13 protein-coding genes are annotated in these 18,978 nt (G+C 43.6%); 11 read left to right on the top strand and 2 right to left on the bottom strand.

Going from position 1 to position 18,978, the window contains the following annotated elements; translation table 11 throughout:
- Positions 1-31: 31 nt before the first annotated feature.
- Positions 32-433, top strand: a complete 402-nt coding sequence (locus tag ACIGBN_RS12070; RefSeq protein ID WP_341567673.1) for a DUF423 domain-containing protein — start codon at positions 32-34, stop codon at positions 431-433.
- A gap of 112 nt (positions 434-545) precedes the next feature.
- Entirely contained in the window at positions 546-1,331 is a 786-nt protein-coding gene (trmB, locus tag ACIGBN_RS12065; protein ID WP_396665704.1) for a tRNA (guanosine(46)-N7)-methyltransferase TrmB, read from the top strand.
- A gap of 96 nt (positions 1,332-1,427) precedes the next feature.
- Here the strand turns inward: trmB and ACIGBN_RS12060 are convergent, their stop codons facing one another.
- Entirely contained in the window at positions 1,428-1,826 is a 399-nt protein-coding gene (locus tag ACIGBN_RS12060) for an H-NS family nucleoid-associated regulatory protein (protein WP_133002583.1), read from the bottom strand.
- Between the two features lie 433 nt (positions 1,827-2,259).
- Between ACIGBN_RS12060 and ACIGBN_RS12055 the strand changes: the two genes are divergently transcribed.
- Positions 2,260-4,434: a helix-hairpin-helix domain-containing protein gene (locus ACIGBN_RS12055; RefSeq protein WP_396665702.1), complete on the top strand. Its 2,175-nt coding sequence runs from the start codon at positions 2,260-2,262 to the stop codon at positions 4,432-4,434.
- Positions 4,435-4,654: 220 nt separating this feature from the next.
- Here the strand turns inward: ACIGBN_RS12055 and ACIGBN_RS12050 are convergent, their stop codons facing one another.
- The gene (locus ACIGBN_RS12050; protein ID WP_396665700.1) at positions 4,655-5,248 is read right to left on the bottom strand and encodes an FMN-dependent NADH-azoreductase; all 594 of its coding nucleotides are present in this window, start codon (positions 5,246-5,248) and stop codon (positions 4,655-4,657) included.
- 164 nt (positions 5,249-5,412) lie between these two features.
- On the opposite strand from ACIGBN_RS12050, the gene ACIGBN_RS12045 reads away from it, so the two are divergent.
- The 8 genes from ACIGBN_RS12045 (at position 5,413) to ACIGBN_RS12010 (ending at position 18,977) form a co-directional block, all read left to right on the top strand.
- Complete coding sequence (locus tag ACIGBN_RS12045) at positions 5,413-6,330, top strand: LysR family transcriptional regulator (protein WP_396665698.1); 918 nt, start codon at positions 5,413-5,415, stop codon at positions 6,328-6,330.
- 626 nt (positions 6,331-6,956) lie between these two features.
- Entirely contained in the window at positions 6,957-8,318 is a 1,362-nt protein-coding gene (glmU, locus tag ACIGBN_RS12040) for a bifunctional UDP-N-acetylglucosamine diphosphorylase/glucosamine-1-phosphate N-acetyltransferase GlmU (protein ID WP_396665696.1), read from the top strand.
- A 67-nt stretch (positions 8,319-8,385) separates the two neighbouring features.
- Positions 8,386-10,212, top strand: coding sequence for a glutamine--fructose-6-phosphate transaminase (isomerizing) (gene glmS, locus ACIGBN_RS12035; RefSeq protein WP_396665694.1), 1,827 nt, complete (start codon positions 8,386-8,388; stop codon positions 10,210-10,212).
- 157 nt (positions 10,213-10,369) lie between these two features.
- Complete coding sequence (locus tag ACIGBN_RS12030) at positions 10,370-11,188, top strand: TnsA endonuclease N-terminal domain-containing protein (RefSeq protein ID WP_396665692.1); 819 nt, start codon at positions 10,370-10,372, stop codon at positions 11,186-11,188.
- Complete coding sequence (locus ACIGBN_RS12025) at positions 11,178-13,244, top strand: Mu transposase C-terminal domain-containing protein (protein WP_396665690.1); 2,067 nt, start codon at positions 11,178-11,180, stop codon at positions 13,242-13,244. Before ACIGBN_RS12030 ends, ACIGBN_RS12025 begins: the two co-directional genes overlap by 11 nt.
- A 14-nt stretch (positions 13,245-13,258) precedes the next feature.
- The gene (locus ACIGBN_RS12020; RefSeq protein WP_396665688.1) at positions 13,259-14,845 is read left to right on the top strand and encodes an ATP-binding protein; all 1,587 of its coding nucleotides are present in this window, start codon (positions 13,259-13,261) and stop codon (positions 14,843-14,845) included.
- A 30-nt stretch (positions 14,846-14,875) separates the two neighbouring features.
- On the top strand, positions 14,876-17,188 hold the full coding sequence (gene hsdR / locus ACIGBN_RS12015; protein ID WP_396665686.1) for an EcoAI/FtnUII family type I restriction enzme subunit R: 2,313 nt from the start codon (positions 14,876-14,878) through the stop codon (positions 17,186-17,188).
- Between the two features lies 1 nt (position 17,189).
- A complete protein-coding gene (locus ACIGBN_RS12010) occupies positions 17,190-18,977 on the top strand; it encodes an ATP-binding protein (protein ID WP_396665684.1) in 1,788 nt (595 codons plus the stop codon).
- Position 18,978 lies beyond the last annotated feature (1 nt).

Here is an 18,978-nt window from a genome sequence, read left to right as displayed (position 1 = left end):
TAAATCACGAATCTACTGGAACAAATAGCTCATGTTTTCTTTCCCCGCAAAATGGGCATCGTTGGCGGCCTTGCAAGGCCTTCTTTCGGTCGCTGCTGGTGCGTTTGGTGCCCACGCTTTAAGTCATCTTCTCGACGCAAACGCATTAAGCTGGTGGCATACCGCGAGTCAATATTTGATGTACCATGCGTTAGCAGGCTTATTGGCGGCTGCGCTGGCAAGTTATCTTCCTGCCGCGAAAAAAATCATTATTCTGTTTGTGGTAGGCAATACCATCTTTTCTGGTAGTCTCTATATTATGGCGCTGACAGGTGTCTTGTGGTTAGGTGCCATTACGCCGATTGGCGGCACATGTTATTTGCTAGGCTGGTTTTTCCTGACAAAATCCCTGTGGCAATGGCAAACTAATAAACAAGAGCCTGAGACTAAGTAAAGCGCAAAGCAGGACATCAAGATTAAATTCCGGTAGGATAGCCGCCAAAATTCACGGTCGATCAAAAAATGTTCGATAGTCTGTTTCCGCTAAAGTGGCACGAATCAAAATCATGCAAGATCCAATGACTGACAATCCTATGTTAGAAAACCAAGAGCTAGAAAGCCAAGAGCAAGAAAACCAAACTCCAGAAGCGCAAGCACAAGAGAATCCAGAGCCTATCAAAAAGCGCACGATTCGCAGTTTTGTGGTGCGTGGCGGTCGTATGACCGAAGGCCAACAGAAGAACTACGACGCTAACTGGGCGTTTTATGGTCTTGAGCTAACCGATGGACGAATTGATTACCAAACTACCTTTGGACGTCAGTCAGACGTTGTCATTGAAGTGGGCTTTGGTATGGGCGCATCTTTGGTTGAAATGGCCAAAAAAGCGCCAGAAAAAGACTTTATTGGTATCGAAGTTCACCCGCCTGGGGTTGCAAAACTGATGATGCTGGCACAAGAAGAAGGGCTTAAAAACCTGCGAGTATATTGTGACGACGCCATTGAAGTCATGGCTTCTTGTTTGCCTGAGCAAGCCGCGAGTGCCTTTCAGTTGTTCTTTCCTGATCCTTGGCACAAGAAAAAGCACAACAAACGTCGCATTGTGCAGCCTTTGTTTGCTCAGCAAGTAGCCAATGTACTGAAAGAAGATGGCTACTTTCATATGGCGACCGATTGGGAACCTTATGCAGAGCACATGCTAGAAGTAATGGAAGCCCAGGAAAATTACAGCAATGCCGCAGGCAAAGGGAACTATCACCCTCGCCCAGAATGGCGTCCGCTAACCAAATTCGAACAACGCGGTGAGCGTCTTGGTCACGGTGTCTGGGATTTGATTTATAAAAAATCACTATGAGTTCAGTGCTTACCAGAATCTGGTAAAACAGTAGTAGGTAGAGAACAATAAAAAAGCGGCCTAGGCCGCTTTTTTATGCAATATGAGAAAGTGAGATTATTTGATCTCAACACTCTCACGGCTGTTACCCGCATCAAAGTATTCTTGGAATACTTTTGGTGTGCGGCCACGGCCAGTCCACTCGTGAACGTCACCATTTACTTCTAAACGGTATTTAGGCTCAACAGTTTTGCCTTTGTTGGCACTGTTTTTTGGCGTGCTTAGTAGGGCAACTTCTTCCATTGTTAAGCCGCTTTTTGCGATTAGAAGTGCGATCTCTTCTGCACGAGCCGCTTTTTCAGCTTCTTCGGCTAGTCGAGCGCTTTCTTCTTCTTTTACTTTGTCTAGTGCGTTAGTAAAACCAGCAATTAGGTTTTCTAGTTGAGCAACGGTTAGCTCTTTTGCTGCTGCGCGTGCTTTTGCTTTATTGCTTGCTAGTTCAAGTAATAAACTCATAAGTATCCTCTAATGTATCTGTTAAAAACGGGTTGTTGTGTGTACTACACCGAAAAAGAGATTCATCCTTACACTCAATAAGTGTCGAAACGGTACTACTTGTTTGAACGACCAGAGGCGGTGGGAGTGAGTTATCTGTATCTGCTTTTCTGTCGCAAGCGGATAGTGGAAAATCACCTCGTTCTTTCTCTAGTATTAAAAAGCGGTTTAGCTTTCTTCTTTTTTCGCATATTAGGATGAAAGTAAATGTTGTATTGTTATCTTAATCATAAGAAAGATAATCGATCATCCGTGTGTGAGATATTATCAATACAGTTTGGACAATATTCATACTAATTCAAGTTTTACCCGTGAATTCTAATGAAAAAAAACAAAACATGCGAACATAATAATCTGTTATGACTTCTGTAAAGTGTAAAAAATAGGGCAAATAATGAGATGTCTTGCGAATAGTTTAAGTAGAGAGTTTTCTATAGCGGAAAAATACGCCAAGAATATATTAGCTTTGTTTGAAGATGGTGCGACTGTGCCCTTTATCGCTCGCTACCGAAAAGAAAGTAGTGGCGGAATGCTGGATGTGGATTTAAGGCGTTTTCATGAGCGCTGGCAATATCTAGTGGAGCTAGAAAAACGTCGAGATTCAATTCTAGCCACACTCGAAAAGCACCCCAGTTGCCCAGAAAGCGTCATGCTTAAGATAAAACGAGCCACGACAAAATCAGAGCTAGAAGATCTCTTCGCCCCATTCAAGAGTACGCGTAAGAGCAAAGCGACTGAAGCGGCGGAGTTAGGGCTAACGCCTTTAGCAGAAGCCCTGTGGGCTGGTGTGCTGTCAGAGCGGTCGAAAGACATCTCTGAGTGGTTGGCGTCGTCTAATGTGTCGTTAGGGGCCAAAGAGGCTTTAGAGGGGGCGCGAGAAATCATTATAGAAACCCTGTCTCTCGATGCAGATCTTTTGAAACAAGGTCGAGAACTCTTGTTATCGAAAGGGCAAATGCAGAGTAAATTGGTACGTGGTAAGAAAGAGATCGGTGAAAAATATCGAGACTATTTTGAATATAGCGAAGCCGTTAGAAAGATGCCTTCACATCGAGTATTGGCATTATTTCGAGGAAAGAAAGAAAGCATTTTAAAGCTTAGCATACTGCTTTTGAATGAAGAAAGTGAGCTGTCCAGATTGAACCTTTCTCATTTGCTAGGCCTTTTTGACGCTCAAAAAAATGAGAAAAATGTCGCTTTTTGTAAGTTAAATGTAAAGCGGAAAGAGTATTTACTACTCGCTTGGGATAAAAAGATCCATTCTAAATTAGAAAGCGATATTTTTTCTATTTTAAAAGAGCAAGCGGAAGAGGGGGCGATTAATGTCTTCGCGAATAATTTAAACGATTTATTAATGTCTGCTCCGGCGGGAGCCCATCGGGTGATTGGTGTTGACCCTGGGTTTCGTAATGGGGTGAAACTGGCGGTTATTAATGAGTTGGGTGACGTGATTGATCATGGGGTTATTTACCCATTTACTTCTGAGTCACAGAAAGACAAAGCGATGGCCAGGTTACTGGATCTCATCAAGCAGCATAAGGTGGCATGGCTTGCGATTGGCAATGGCACGGCTTCACGAGAATCCGAACAATTGATCAATCAATTGATTCAGCAGGAAAACTTATCTTGCCGTACCGTGGTCATCAGTGAGGCTGGGGCGTCTGTGTATTCGGCGTCGGACGTGGCGATAAACGAATTTCCTGATTTAGACGTCACTATTCGCGGCGCCATTTCTATTGCTCGTCGTTTTCAAGATCCATTGGCAGAGCTGGTAAAAATCGACCCTCAAGCGATAGGGGTAGGTCAGTATCAGCATGATGTGAAGCCTGCGCAATTAGCGAGTTCGCTCACGAATGTGGTAGAGGACTGTGTGAATAAAGTGGGCGTGGATGTGAACTTGGCGTCGGCTTCCTTGTTGTCTTATGTGGCAGGGTTAACGAAACGCATGGCGCAAAATATCGTGGAGTATCGTCGTCAGAAAGGGCGAATAGAGAGTCGAGAAGAGCTGTTAAAAGTAAAAGGCATTGGTGCGAAGGCGTTTGAGCAGTGCGCGGGCTTTTTAAGAGTGTTGAATGGGCGTGAGGTATTAGACAGTTCTGGTGTGCACCCTGAATCGTATTCTTTGGTACGCTCGATGGCTCAAGCGATGAGTACTCAGGTAGATAAGTTGTTAGACAATGGGGCTGCTATTAATCAGTTGCAGCTTAAGTTTGCCGATTTTTCGGGGGTCGACCGTTATACCTTTGATGACACCCTGAAAGAGTTGGCTAAGCCTGGTCGTGATCCTCGACCTGAGTTTCGTTATGCCGAGTTTGATCAAAGCGTACAGTCTATGTCCGACTTAGTGGAAGGCATGTCGCTGGAAGGCGTGGTGACCAATGTGGCCGCCTTTGGTGCCTTTGTGGATATCGGTGTGCATCAGGATGGTTTGATCCACATTTCTCAATTGGCAGATCGTTTCGTCAAAGACCCAAGGGATCTTGTTCGAGTGGGCCAAGTGATCAAGGTCACTGTGTTAGAAGTGGATGAAAAGCGGAAGAGAATCAGCTTGAAAGCCACAGGGCTTTAAATAGCTAGCACAGCGACAGAGAGTAATTGGCAGATAACTTAAAACAGATACCTAAAAACAGATAGCCAAAAGCAGATAGCCAAAAGCAGATAGCCAAAAGCAGAAAACAAAAAACAGATACCTAAAAACAGAAAACAAAAAACCGATTGGGCGTTTGAGGCGCCACAATCGGTTTTTTTGTGCTTATAGGATTTATAAGGGAAAACCCTATGAGCTCGTTTTATAGCGCCGCAGCAATCTCTGCTTTTGCTTTATTAAAGGCTTCAACACCAGGCTCACCCATCGATTGGCCGCCAGCAACAAAACTGTCTTTCACCGTTAAACCAAGGAAGGACAAGAAGGTTTTTAAGTAAGGCAGTTGGTGATCCATTGGAGAATCCGTTAGGAAGCTGCCGCTGGCAGAGAATAAATACGCGTCTTTGCTAAGCAGACCAACAGGACCTGTCTCCGTGTATTTAAAGGTACGACCAGCACGAGAAATATAATCAAAGTAAGACTTTAAGGTAGAAGGAATGCTGAAATTATAGATAGGGGCTGAGATGGCAAGAACATCAGCGGCTTCTAGCTCTTCGATGAGCTCGTCACCAAGCGCAACAATAGCTTGTTGTGCTGGGCTGCGATCTTCAGCAGGGGTAAACAGTGCGCCCAATGTCTCGCTCGTAAAGTGCGGTAGCGGGTTTGCATTAACATCACGAACCACCACAGTGCCGTTTGGGTTTTTCGCTAACCATTGCTCAACGAATTCATCGGCCAGTTGGCGAGATTTAGAGTTTTCGCCAGAGGCACTAGAATCAATGCGTAATAAAGTCGTCATGTATCATTCTCCAAAATTGTTTTTAAGCTGAATTGATCAGCGGTGTGACGGAATGGAGTGATAATAGAACCAGATTATTCGATAAAAAAGCGCATTATTTAGCAGATATATATCTAAAAATACGATAAATTCAATGAATCAAAACTTCAGAATGGACATCGCTAGTGAAAGCACCCCGAGTAACATTAGAGCAATGGCGCGTGTTACAAGCCGTTGTTGATAAAGGTGGCTTTGCCCAAGCCGCCGAAGCCTTGCATAAAAGCCAATCTTCTGTGAGCTACACGGTGGCTAAGTTGCAGGAGCAACTAGGCTATCCGCTGTTGATTATTGAAGGGCGCAAAGCGAAATTAACCGAGCGTGGTGAGGTTTTGCTGCGACGTTCTCGCCATTTAATTAAAGAAGCGGTGGATCTTGAAGAGCTTGCCAGCACCTTAGGGCAAGGTTGGGAGCCTGAACTTGAAGTCGTGGTCGATCAAGCCTTTCCGACACCGGCGTTATTGCGTGCATTAAAAGGCTTTGAGCCCCAAAGCCAAGGCACTCAAGTGCAACTAAAAGAAGTGGTTCTGAGTGGTGGCGTAGAAGCATTGAAGCAAGGACGGCCAGACCTAGTGCTCAGCAGCATAGTGCCAAAAGGCTATTTAGCCGACCCTATTGTTGAAGTGGAAATGATCGCTGTTGCCGCGGCAGACCATCCATTGCAGCAAGAAACGTTACCGATTAATAATGAACGCTTGAGCCGAGAGCTCCAATTGGTGATCCGTGACTCTGCGGTAGAAACATCCATGGATTCTGGTTGGCTGGGAGCGGATCGCCGCTGGACTGTATCCAGTGTTCAATCCTCGCTAGAAATTGTCACCAGCGGCATAGGCTTCGCTTGGCTGCCAAAAGCCGACTTACACGAGGCATTAGAAAGCGGAAAATTAAAAGCGCTAAACCTTGTTTCTGGCGGCGAGCGAACCTTCTACATGTACGCCATTTTCGGCAAAGGCGAACGCACCGGCCCCGCCGCCAGACTACTGGTTGAACTACTGCAAAAAGAATGCAACCGCTGCCCAAGTAAAAGAGACTTAGAATTAACGTGACTCAACCAACTAGCACTTGCACTTGAACTGTCATTTGTAGATCTGCTTACCTTGAAAAAGAGCGGCTGATGACCGCAGTGCCAATAAAGCCAAACAGACGAGACACTTGCGATTAACATGACTCAACCAACTTGCACTCGCACTTGCACTTGAACTGTCACTTGTAGGTCTGCTTACCTTGAAAAAAGAGCGGCTGATGACCACTGTACCAATAAAGCCAAACAGACGAGACACCTGTGATTAACATGACTGTTTTTAACTAACACAACATCATCGGCTATTTCGACTTTAACCCTCGTTTGAAACATCGAATCTCCAGTTATTAGCCTAAAGACTAACCTACAAGACCTGAGACAAAGTGCCTGACACCTGCGACTAAAGTGATGCAACAATCACAAACCATTACTATCATTTCGACTTTAACCCTCGGTTGAGACATCGAATCTCCAGTTATTAGACGAAAGGCCACCCATAATAAGCTGTAGTGTCGATTCCAATCCCAACTTTTATTTTTAATTGTCATTTTATTTTTGACAATTGTGGTTGAGCTGAAACGGTACTCAAGGTCTAATAGTTAGTATCACTTATATTCCATTTTATAGACGCCAACACACAAGGACGATCTAATGACTCAGGATATTGTTATCCTCGCTGCCGGTAAAGGCAGCCGCATGAAATCTAAGCTTCCTAAGGTACTGCACGCAATTGGCGGTGTGTCTATGGTGCGTAGAGTATTAACCGTAGCCAGTAGCCTGCCTAATGCCGCCTTACACCTTATTGTTGGACACCAAGGCGAACAAGTCGCAGAAAAATGTCAGGATTTTTCGGCCAATATTGTTTGGCAAAATGACCCTCAAGGAACCGGCGATGCGCTAAAACGTGTTGCTCCGCATTTACAAGAGAATGGCTCAACGTTAACTCTGTATGGCGATGTTCCGCTTATCCAGGCGAGTACGTTAGAAAAAATGACGGCCTTGTCGACACCAAACACCTTGGTGCTGTTAACCGTAACGCTTGATAACCCAACAGGGTACGGGCGTATTGTGCGTGATGCCGCCAACAAGGTGACAGCCATTGTCGAGCAAAAAGACGCCAACGCGGATGAGCTTAAGATCCAAGAAGTGAACACGGGAATTTTGCTGGCTCCCAATGCGCATTTACAAACATGGCTGGCAGCGCTTACTAACAACAACGCCCAGCAGGAATACTATCTGACCGATATTATTGCAATGGCAGCACACGATGGTGTGGAGATTGTTACCGTGCAACCTGCGACTGAAGCAGAAGTGTCTGGCGTGAACGATCGCTTGCAATTGGCCACCTTAGAAAGAGTGCTACAACGCCAACAAGCCGATGAACTGATGAGAAACGGCGCGACCTTACTCGATCCTTCACGTATTGATGTGCGTGGTGAACTGATCACAGGTCAAGATGTTGTGATCGACATTAACTGTCTTTTTGAAGGCAAGGTAGTAATCGGTGACGATGTTGAAATAGGCCCAAATTGCCACTTAAAAAATTGCACCATTGGCAATGGCACCGTGATTAAAAGCAACACCTTGATTGATGACAGCCAAGTGGGTGAAGCCTGTGATATAGGTCCCTTTGCGCGACTTCGTCCAGGAACATCATTGGCCAATAAAGCTAAGATTGGCAATTTTGTAGAAACTAAAAAAGCCATCATAGGCGAAGGCAGCAAGGTCAATCATCTTAGCTACATTGGGGATACGCAAATGGGCGCTGGCGTGAACGTAGGTGCCGGCACCATTACTTGTAACTACGATGGGGTGAATAAATATCTGACGCAAGTGGCCGATAATGTATTTATCGGATCAAATTCTGCGTTAGTAGCACCCGTCAGCATTGCCGCCGGGGCCACAGTCGCAGCGGGTTCAACCATTACTAAGAATGTCGCGTCAAACCAGTTAGCTCTTGGGCGAGCGCGTCAGACAAGCAAAGACAATTGGCCGAAACCAACCAAAAAATAATGGCATAGACCAAGCATTAAAAAGGCGATAAGCCCTTTTTAATAAACAGATTGAAAGGACAAAACACATGTGTGGAATCGTAGGCGCCATTGCTCGCCGTAATGTATCAAAAATCCTGATTGAAGGATTAAGCCGTCTTGAATATCGAGGCTATGACTCGTCAGGCGTGGCAATCAATAACGAACAAGGGGTTTTCTCTCATCGTGCTGTAGGCAAGGTGCAGGCGTTAAAAGACAAGTTCGCCGCAGAGCCGCTAGACGGCACCATGGGGATAGCACATACCCGTTGGGCCACACATGGTAAGCCAACAGAAGCCAATGCTCACCCGCATTTTTCTGGCGACGACCTTGCGCTTGTGCATAACGGCATTATTGAAAACCATGAAGTATTACGCCGTCAGCTAAAAGCAAAAGGCTATGAGTTCAAATCAGAAACAGACACCGAAGTAATCGTTCATCTGATTCATAACGAACTGAAAACACAACCAGATTTATTAAAGGCTGTGCAAGCCACATTGGCTCAATTGGAAGGCGCATTTGCCATTGCCGTGGTAAATAACACTGAAAATGAGCGCTTTATCGCCGCTCGTAAAGGCAGCCCATTGGTTGTGGGCGTTGGCATAGAAGAAAACTTTGTGGCCTCAGATCAGCTCGCGCTCTTGCATGTCACTGATAAGTTCATCTTTTTAGAAGAAGGTGACTTAGTGGAAGTGACGCGTGATGAGGTTGTCATCTATGACCAAAACGGGGAGCAACAAGAGCGCCCTGTGAGCGTCTTTAATCACAACATAGACGCCACCGATAAAGGTGAATTTCGTCACTATATGATGAAAGAAATCTACGAGCAGCCTAAAGTGATCGCTGCGTGTTTAGAGGGTCGAATTAGCGAAAGCAAAGTACTAACAAGCTGCTTTGGCGCTGACTCAGGCTTTTTAAAAGAAGTAGAGAATGTTCATATTGTTGCCTGTGGTACCAGCTACCATGCTGGCCTTGTTGCCAAATACTGGATAGAAGATTTGGCAGGCTTACCTTGCTCTGTGGAAGTGGCCAGTGAGTATCGCTACCGTAAGGTTGCCGTGCCAAAAAACACCTTGTTTCTGACGCTGTCTCAGTCTGGTGAAACGGCGGATACCCTAGCGGCATTACGCAAAGCCAAAGAGCAAGGCTATCTTACGACTTTGGCCATTTGTAACGTGCCATCGAGTACCCTAGTTCGAGAATCTGCACTGACACTATTGACCAATGCAGGCGTCGAAATTGGCGTAGCATCGACGAAAGCTTTTACCACACAGTTAACGGCATTGTTAATTACCAGTGTCGCGATAGCGGTCGAAAATGGTCTGTCAGCAGAAAAGGAACAAGCCCTAGTAAATGCCATGCGCTCACTACCGGCTTATGTTAATGCTGCCTTGTTGCAGGATGAGCACATTAAAAAAGTATCGGATCGTTTTGCAAACAAGCAAAACGCTTTATTTTTAGGTCGTGGTGCCATGTATCCGATTGCCCTTGAAGGTGCGTTAAAACTGAAAGAAATCTCTTACATTCACGCCGAAGCCTACCCTGCCGGAGAATTGAAACACGGCCCATTGGCACTCGTGGATGAAAATATGCCTATCATTACCATGGTGCCGCACAATGGCATGCTGGATAAATTGAAATCGAACATGCAAGAAGTGGCCGCGCGCGGCGGTGAATTGTATGTGTTTGCAGACCGTACAACGGCGTTGCATAACGAAGAGAACATCATCTTCACAGAAGTACCCAAAGTGGAAGAAATACTGGAACCTATCGTTCACACTATTCCGCTGCAACTCTTGTCGTACCACGTAGCAGTTGTAAAAGGCACCGACGTGGACCAACCACGCAATTTAGCGAAGTCCGTAACGGTCGAATAAGCACTTTTCTTATTCTTCTTTTTTCTGGTATAGCTCGATCACTATTAATATACGACTATAATAAAGTTTGATAATTTATAATATAGTTTGATGTTTTATAATATAGTTTAATATTTTTTGCCCCCCTGCTATCCTCAGATAGACAGGGGGGAAATTTATGTATGATTCGGAAAGATCACTAGATCCAAAAGATGAAAAACGACTAAAAACCAGAGGTATTGGATCTGGACGTAAGTATGAACCTTTCATCAAAGTCCATGAAATTAGTAGTAAAGGTGAAAGCTATCGAATCTTTGGCCGAAACTCATCACGCCCCCATCATCTCCTATCTCGTTTAGAATTATCTGCCTTCCTTATTTTTGATCGTTATAACCTTACCGTCGATATTAAGGAGCAATACCCACTTCCTATAGTAGATACCCTCAGTATTTGTGAACGATTGGGTATTAAGCACCCTCAAATATCAGGGAAGTTAAAAGTCGTTACAACGGATTTAGTAATAGAACTAAAGAACAAAAAAGGTTTAGCTGTTGCTGTTAAGTATGCAGAAGACCTGAATGACATGCGAACGGTTGAAAAACTCCAGATTGAGAAGGTATTTTGGGAGCAACAAGGTTACGAATGGAAACTTTTTACTGAACAAGAAATTAGTGCAGCTATTAAAGAAAACTTAGAATGGCTTCATGCCGCCAATCAAAATTCAAACGACCTTTATACTGAACTATCTGTTACTGATATCCAATTGGTTTATCAGAGGTTTTCAGGTGCTAAAAAGAGACTGTCGACGGTTTGTTCTACGTTGGATGATGAGTACTCTTGTGAACCAGGTTTTCATATTGGAGTAACTCGAAAGGCAATTGCTGCCAACCTAATTGATGTACCTCTACACAAGGTATTCAGGCAGTGGTCTTGTTCAGACCTTTCTCTTACACAAAGTCTCATTCTGATTGAAGGATATGCTTTAGATGTATCTTAATCGAGTCTATTCAGATCCTCATTCCACTCCAGCTTCGCAACTACGTGTGGTTCTTGAACAAGTCAATTTCTTGATGTTAATCGATATCAATGATGACAAAGCATGGCCTTTTCGTATAGGAACATCTGAAATTGACTCACTAGAGTTGGAGTTAATACCTGATCCTATTAAGTTAACAGTACTTGAGCCAGGATCAAAATCTGAGAAAGCTAGGGATCGCGCATATAGCGCTATTGCTCCTTTACTTGAGCACAATGTCGAATTATTTGATAAAACACTACGCAATAAACATATCAAAGCATTACTTGAAAATACGGATGAGAAAAGACTCTACATTACGCGTCAGCTAAGACGGTATTGGCAACGAGGGATGACTCCTGATGCCTTAGCTCTCGATTACTCTAGATGTGGAGCACCAGGTGAAGTACGAAGAGGAGTTACTAGCAAATTAGGCCGAAAACGTTCAGTTACACCTGGAGAAGGGATGATTGTCACGGAAGAGATTGCTGGTTTTTTTCGTCTATCTATAGAAGCCTTTTATCTTTTAAGAGAGGACGTCGATCTTCCTAAGGCTCGAGCAAAGGCGATTGGTTATATAAAGTCAAAATATCCCAAAATACACAAAAGCGATTTGCCCACAGACATGCAGTTTCGTTACTTTTTTGAAAGACACTACAGTAAACCTGATGTTGTTAGGGCAAGAGTTTCAAATATTGAATATGAAAAAGATATAGCACCCTTAAAAGGTACCTCGGTTACAAACAACTTTGGCCCAGGAGCTAGATATGAGATTGATGCCACTATTGCTGATGTGTATTTAATCTCTGCCTTAGATCCGGATCGAATTATTGGTCGTCCTATTATCTATAAAGTAAAGGATGTGTTTAGTCGAATGACGGTAGGGTTGTATGTTGGGTTAGAAAATCCTTCATGGGCTACAGCATCAATCGCTTTAGCCAATGCTTTCGGCGACAAAGTTGAATATTGCCGTCGTTTTGGAATTGAAATTTCTTATGCTGACTGGCCAAGCGTAGGCACGCCGGCAACAGTTACTGCTGATCGTGGTGAACTATTGGGTAAGCATGGCGATATTTTGGTTAATCGTTTTGGAGTAACGCTGTCCAATACTAGAGCGTATCGTGGGAATGATAAGGGAGTCGTTGAGCGATCGTTTAAGACGATGCATGCAGATATATTGCCCTATGTTCAAGGGAAAGTAGAACCAATTAATGGCAAAAAAAAAGCTGGTAAACGTAATGAGTTATCTGCGGATTTAACTCTCTATGATTTTACAAGAATGGTGATCATCTCTGAGATTAACCGAAATACAACAAGAGTGTTAAGCGGTTATGATTTTGAGTCAGATATGCCCACAGATCTTGCTCCTGTTCCTGTAGAATTATGGAATTGGGGAGTTCGCAACCGCACCGGTGTTCTGCGTGAAGTTGATAAAACGTTAACTTTTATTAATTTTTTGCCACATGAAAAGGCGACTGTTTCGGCTTGTGGTATCTGTTTTAAAGGGCTCTATTACACATGCTCGGAAGCAGTGAGTTTAGGCTGGTTACATAAAAATAAAGTAGCGCCTAGACCAAAGAGTGTGGAGATAGCATACGATCCACTTGATACCAATTCTATTTATGTTAGACCGAATAACCAATTTGATAGTGTATGGAAGTGCTCATTAGAACCGCGTAGTCGAAGATATAAAGATATGAGCTTTACTGAGGCGGTAAGCATCCTGAGGGAAAGCAGAACAACTATAGCGGCAAGCCAGCAAGAAGCTGATTATAGAGCGCCTGATCAACAGAACGAAGTTGAAGAAATTGCCTTTCAAGCTGCTAAGCGTAAGAAGAACACCGATTTATCTATTACAAGTAAAAGGCTCAGTGGGATTGGGGGTAATCGACAGAAAGAAAAAGAGGCAGAGCGCCAGAAAGAAAGAGTAAGAAATAGAAAGGCATCAAACTCTGCAGAAAAAGCCACAGTGACTGCGATTCATGAGAAAATAGAAGTTGAGCCCAATTTTGACTTTCCTGATTTAGATGACTTTTAATGGAGCGTGACTAAATGGAACACATAAAAGCCGTTTATTTGCCCGCTGAGCTCAGTGATTATGAAGGTCATCCACTCATTAATGCATTGCCACCTATTAATTCACCAGAACAAACAGCAAAGCTTTTAAGACGTAAGCCAGAGATTAGAGCGGAAGAAGTAGCCCTGCCAGCACATATTAGGCGACATGCAATGCTGAGAATAATGGATGGTTTTTTATACCCTACGAAAGCTCACTTGCAACTTGAACAAACAATCTCTTCCATGATACGCCAAGGTTATTTAAGTCGTAATATCGCTAATAAAGGTTATCAAGAGACACTAAATCGAACGCGCAATATGCCTTTGCAAACAATCGCTAGAAACGCAGGGAATGAGGCGCTTGTCAGTTCTGTTATTGGTTGCTCTGGTGCAGGAAAAACAACCGCGGTGGAAGCTATTTTGGCAGGTTATCCGCAAACTATTATTCACCCCGAATACCAACATGTTCAGCTTGTTTGGTTAAAAGTTGAAAGTCCTCATGATGCATCAGTAAAAAGTCTTTGTATTAATTTCTTCCGTGCGTTGGATGTTGCCTTAGATAATGATGGAGAATACGAAAAACAATACGTAAGGTCGCGTTCTAATGTCGATATGTTGTTAGGTGACTTTGCAAGAGTAGCTGCGCTGCACTCTATAGGTTTGTTGGTAATAGATGAAATTCAACATTTAGATCGCTCTAAGTCTGGAGTGTCTGAAAAAATTCTACGATTTTTCGTTCAACTAACAAATACCATAAAACTTCCAATACTCTTTGTGGGTACGCCAAAAGCGTATGAGTTATTCTCTCCAAGCATGCGTTCAGCAAGGCGTGCATCCCAGTTTGGAAGTATTAATTGGAGTCGTTTCAATACCGCGTCCAGAGCAGGAAAAAATAGCGAGTGGGATCGTTTTTTTGACCAGCTCTGGTCACTTCAGTGGTTCAAGTCACCTCAGCCAATGACAGGAAATATCCGCAGTCTTTTTTGGGACTATTCACAGGGCATTGCGCATGTAGCAGTAACTCTTTTTTATCTTTGTCAGACGAGAGCTGTAACAATTGGGCGCGAAATCATCGACAAAAAATTAGTGGATATCGTTTTTAACGAAGAGCTTCATATGATCAAGCCAATGATTAGAGCGCTTCAAAGTGGTCGAGAAGAAGAAATTCAAAAATATGCAGATTTAGAAATTCCTAGGTCGAATCTTATTCAAAACTCCATAGTAAAAAGCTCTTCAGTTGAAAAACTTGAATCTCAACCAACAATAAGTCGAGAAGGCTCTAAGTTTGATCAACTAGTGAATATGCTAGAACAAATGGGGGTGGGTTCTGATATTGCGCCAACAGTCGCAGAACAAGCGGTTGAAGAGCTTCCTAATGGTACTTTATTTGATTTGGTTGCACATATTCGACATTTAGAAGAAAAAGAGCCTTTAATACGAGAAAAGAAAAAATCAAAAGTTGTTAAGTTAACGCCAAAATATGTGGAAAATGACCTGCGGTTAATGGTTAACAGTAAAGGTGGCAGCTACAAGACTATGAAGACTGAAGGGGTTATACTGCATTTAACTGATTATTTGTAAGCGTTTATGCGATTATAAAAGGACTTAAATATGGCATCTGAAGCAGATACCAGGGCAAACTACATAGACCCAGCATTAAAAGCCGCGCATTGGCAACCGGGCAACATTATTCGGGAACATTACTTTACCGATGGCCGTAAGCTTGCTGGCGGTGTCCGTGGTCGCCGTTGTTTCGTCGATTACCTGCTCCACAAAGACAATCGTTACCTTGCAGTTGTTGAAGCAAAAAAAGAGTCCGAGCACCCAACCAAAGGCCTTCAACAAGCCATCGACTATGCCAAGAAACTACTCGTTCGCTTTGTCTATTCAAGTAACGGCAAACAAACCTATGAGTTCGACTTAGAAACTGGTAAAGGCGACTACATCGAGTTTTACCCAACACCACAAGAGCTTGAAAACCGCTACGCGGGTGTTAATTCAGATCTAGGCCAGCAGCTTCGTAATGTGCCCTTTCATTTAGAAGGCGCAATGCAGCCGCGTTATTACCAAGAATTAGCGGTCCATGCGGCGACAGATGCTATTGGCAAAGGTAAGCCACGAGTGCTGTTAACGCTGGCGACTGGTACAGGTAAAACCTTTATTGCCTTTCAAATCGTCCATAAACTCTTTCAGTCCCGTTGGAACAAAGAGTCGACGGGGGCACGTAGGCCTAGAATTTTGTTTTTAGCAGATCGCAATATATTGGCCGATCAAGCCATTAACACCTTCAATCCATACGAAAAAGATCTCATCAAAATAAACGGCGAAGAGGTACGCAAACGTGGGGGAGTTGTGCCAACCAATGCACACATCTTTTTTGCTATCTACCAAGCTATTGCTGAGCGTGAAAACATTGAAGGCCATTACAAAGCGTACCCAAGAGATTTCTTTGACCTTGTAATGATTGACGAGTGTCACCGTGGCAGTGCTAATGAGACAGGCTCTTGGCGAGCCATACTCGATCATTTTGGCAGTGCGGTGCATGTCGGCCTAACAGCTACACCAAAACGTGAAGCTAACGTGGATACCTACGACTACTTTGGTTCCCCTGCTTTTGAATACTCATTAAAAGATGGCATCAACGATGGTTTCTTAACACCATATCGTGTCAAACGGGTGCGCACTAACTTAGACGAACTGGTGCTAACGAAAAATGACCAAGTGGTTGAAGGTGAATCAGGGCAAGACGTCTATCAGGTAGAAGATTACGACAAAAAAATCGTCGTAGATGAACGTACCGAACTGGTCGCAAAAGCCATTTTGGACAATATCAATCCATTAGAAAAAACCATCGTCTTTTGCGAAAACCAAAATCATGCACTGACCATGCGTGACATGATCAATAAACACAAAGAGCTGAAAGATCCCCATTACTGTGTACGTGTAACCAGTGACGAAGGTAAAGTTGGCCGCGAGCTACTGGAAAAATTCCAAGATAATGACAAAGACATCCCCGCCATCATTACCTCATCGCAAATGTTAACCACGGGTGTAGATGCCCGTAATGTGCGTAACGTAGTGCTGGACAGAACTGTCGGCTCAATGGTGGAGTTTAAACAAATTGTCGGCCGCGGAACCCGTGTGTTTGATGGCAAAGACTATTTCACCATTGTTGATTTTCGCGGTGCAACCAATAAATTTTATGACAAAGATTGGGATGGCGAACCTGAAGCGCCAGAGCCAGGTAGCACTGGTGAGCCAACACCACCTTACACTCCAGAACCAGAAGGAGAAACAGATGGCCCAGAGCCTGAACCGGGTGAGCCAAAACCTAGGTTGAAAGTAAAGTTAGGCAAACACCGTGAACTGAAAGTTATTGACGTTGAAACTCGTTATATCGATGAAAACGGCAAACCTCTCACGGTGCAAGAATTTGTTGAGCGTTTAATCACCCAATTACCAGGGGTGTTTAGATCGGTTGAGGAATTGCGGCAGATATGGTCAGACCCAGACGAGCGCGAAACCTTACTCTGTAAACTTGTACAAGCAGGCTTTGATAAAGAACAATTGTCCACACTGCGGCGCATGTTTGAAGCAGAAGAGTGCGATATCTTCGATCTGCTGGCTTTTTTAGCCTTTGAACAGCCCATGGCAACCCGTAAAGCTCGCGCAGATCACGTTCGTACTAACAGCGCCTTCTTTAATCAGTACCAACAAGAAAAGGCACAGCAGTTTTTGCACTTTGTACTTAACCGTTATGAGCAAACCGGCAGCACCGAGCTATCACGCGAGCGTTTGCCTGCTCTTATCGAGCTATCAGGCTTGGGTACAGTGAAAGACGCCTCAACAGCATTCGGTGGGAAGCCTGCCTATTTGCTGGCGGCTTTTAAACAATTACAACAACATCTATATCACGTGAATTGAAATGGAATTAACACTCGCACCTAACCCGTTGCACGACCAGCCACAAATCTTAAATATCAATAAAGTTGCTACTTTAATTGGTGAAAATGGCAGTGGCAAATCCAGCATCTTGCAATCAGTATTTGAAGATCGATTAAACAAACGCGCACATCAAAACCTAAATGTTGTGTGTTTTTCTTCAGGACAAAATGAAAATTACTCTGAGAAGTTTAGTATTTACCTAAAGCGCGAACGCCAAGCTGGTAAGGGACTAAGTCTAGGGTGTCTATACTTTGATAAGTCTTGGTCAAAGATATTAATATTTTTAGCAACAGCAACTAAACGCACTGGCAAGGTTCGATCTTTCCTAAAAGAACAAAATTATGTTCAAGAGTCTGGTGACCAAGATGATTTGAGTACTATCTTAAAATGTGGGTTTAAAATAGATAGAAGTTATATTCAACGAGTTCAGGAAGCATTGAGAAAAGAAGAAATTGGAGAAACAGATACTCTTCGAAATACGCCATACTTTAGAACACTAGACAGCTTTGTGAGTCAAATAGTTAGCGATGACTTTGATTTTAGTACACCATTAAGAAAGAAAGATATTGAAATAAACGCTAATGATCTTATTGATGTTTCTTTTGAGTCTGCTCCTGCTTTTGGGTTTGGTTCTAATCATGCCAATTTTGGACGAAGTAATTTTTCACGAAATTCATTTAGGCCAGAAATAAGCTTTTTTACTCAAGCGGCGGATAATGACTACTTCATCGATAAGAATAAATGTAAGCTTTATTTTCATAATGGTTTAGAGCTTGACCAACTCAGTGATGGCGAATACCAACTGCTCTTTCTATACGCGTTGATAGACCTTTTTGATGCGCCGAATACGCTATTCCTGTTTGATGAAGCAGATTCGCACCTGCACTACAAAAACGTAGAGAAACTATGGTCTCTATTACACGGCATTCAAGGCCATGCGATTACTACGACACACCTGTTGGACTCTATTTCTGCAAAAGAAAACCGCATAGAACACTTGAAAGTTGTGGAACACGGCCGAATCAATGAAGACAACAAAATCAAGCAACTAATCAGCCGACTCAGTGTACTTTCTCGTGCCAAATCCGTTGAATTTGAAGTGTGTGGCAAACTGCCTAACATCGCCTTATTAGATGACTACAACGACTGGATTATCTTTACCAAACTCGCCTCACGTGCAGGGTTAGACGTAAATCGATTAGCCACTGTGCATGCCATGAAAAAGTCGTCCAGCTACGCTTCTGCTAACGAAACCTTTGGCAAGGGCAAAATAGATTGGTTACATGGCTTGAGCAAGATTGAATCACCACTTGTCACAACACAGATTTTCCTAATTTGTGATCGAGACGAGGCGGCATTGGACTGGAATGCTGCCAATGGCGTTCAAGTGAACGGGCAAGTGTACCGTGAGTTGCTAAATGCCATTCAATGGCCGCGTGGCACCAACGTTTCGCCATATCTATTGGCTTGGAAACGCCGTGAAATCAAAAATTACTTGCTTTCACATACAGCACTGTCGCATCACAACGTACTTGCTGCAATCAACAACCCTGATATTGCGCAGCGAAATCATTTACAACCAAACAACCCAGGTGATAACAACGATATCCGGCGATTGAATGCCAAAAATGTCATTGACCCTCTGATCAATACCGAGGGTATAGGGCTGGATACTGACAAGCTCCAAGCCTATATCGACCTGATCCCGCCAGACGAAATCAGCGAAGATATCACCAATATGTACAATTTTATTATCGGAAAACTATAAG

Source organism: Marinomonas sp. NPDC078689 (assembly GCF_044542435.1).
GTDB classification, from domain to species: Bacteria; Pseudomonadota; Gammaproteobacteria; order Pseudomonadales; family Marinomonadaceae; genus Marinomonas; species Marinomonas arenicola.
This window is presented reverse-complemented; position numbering and strand designations above follow the sequence as displayed.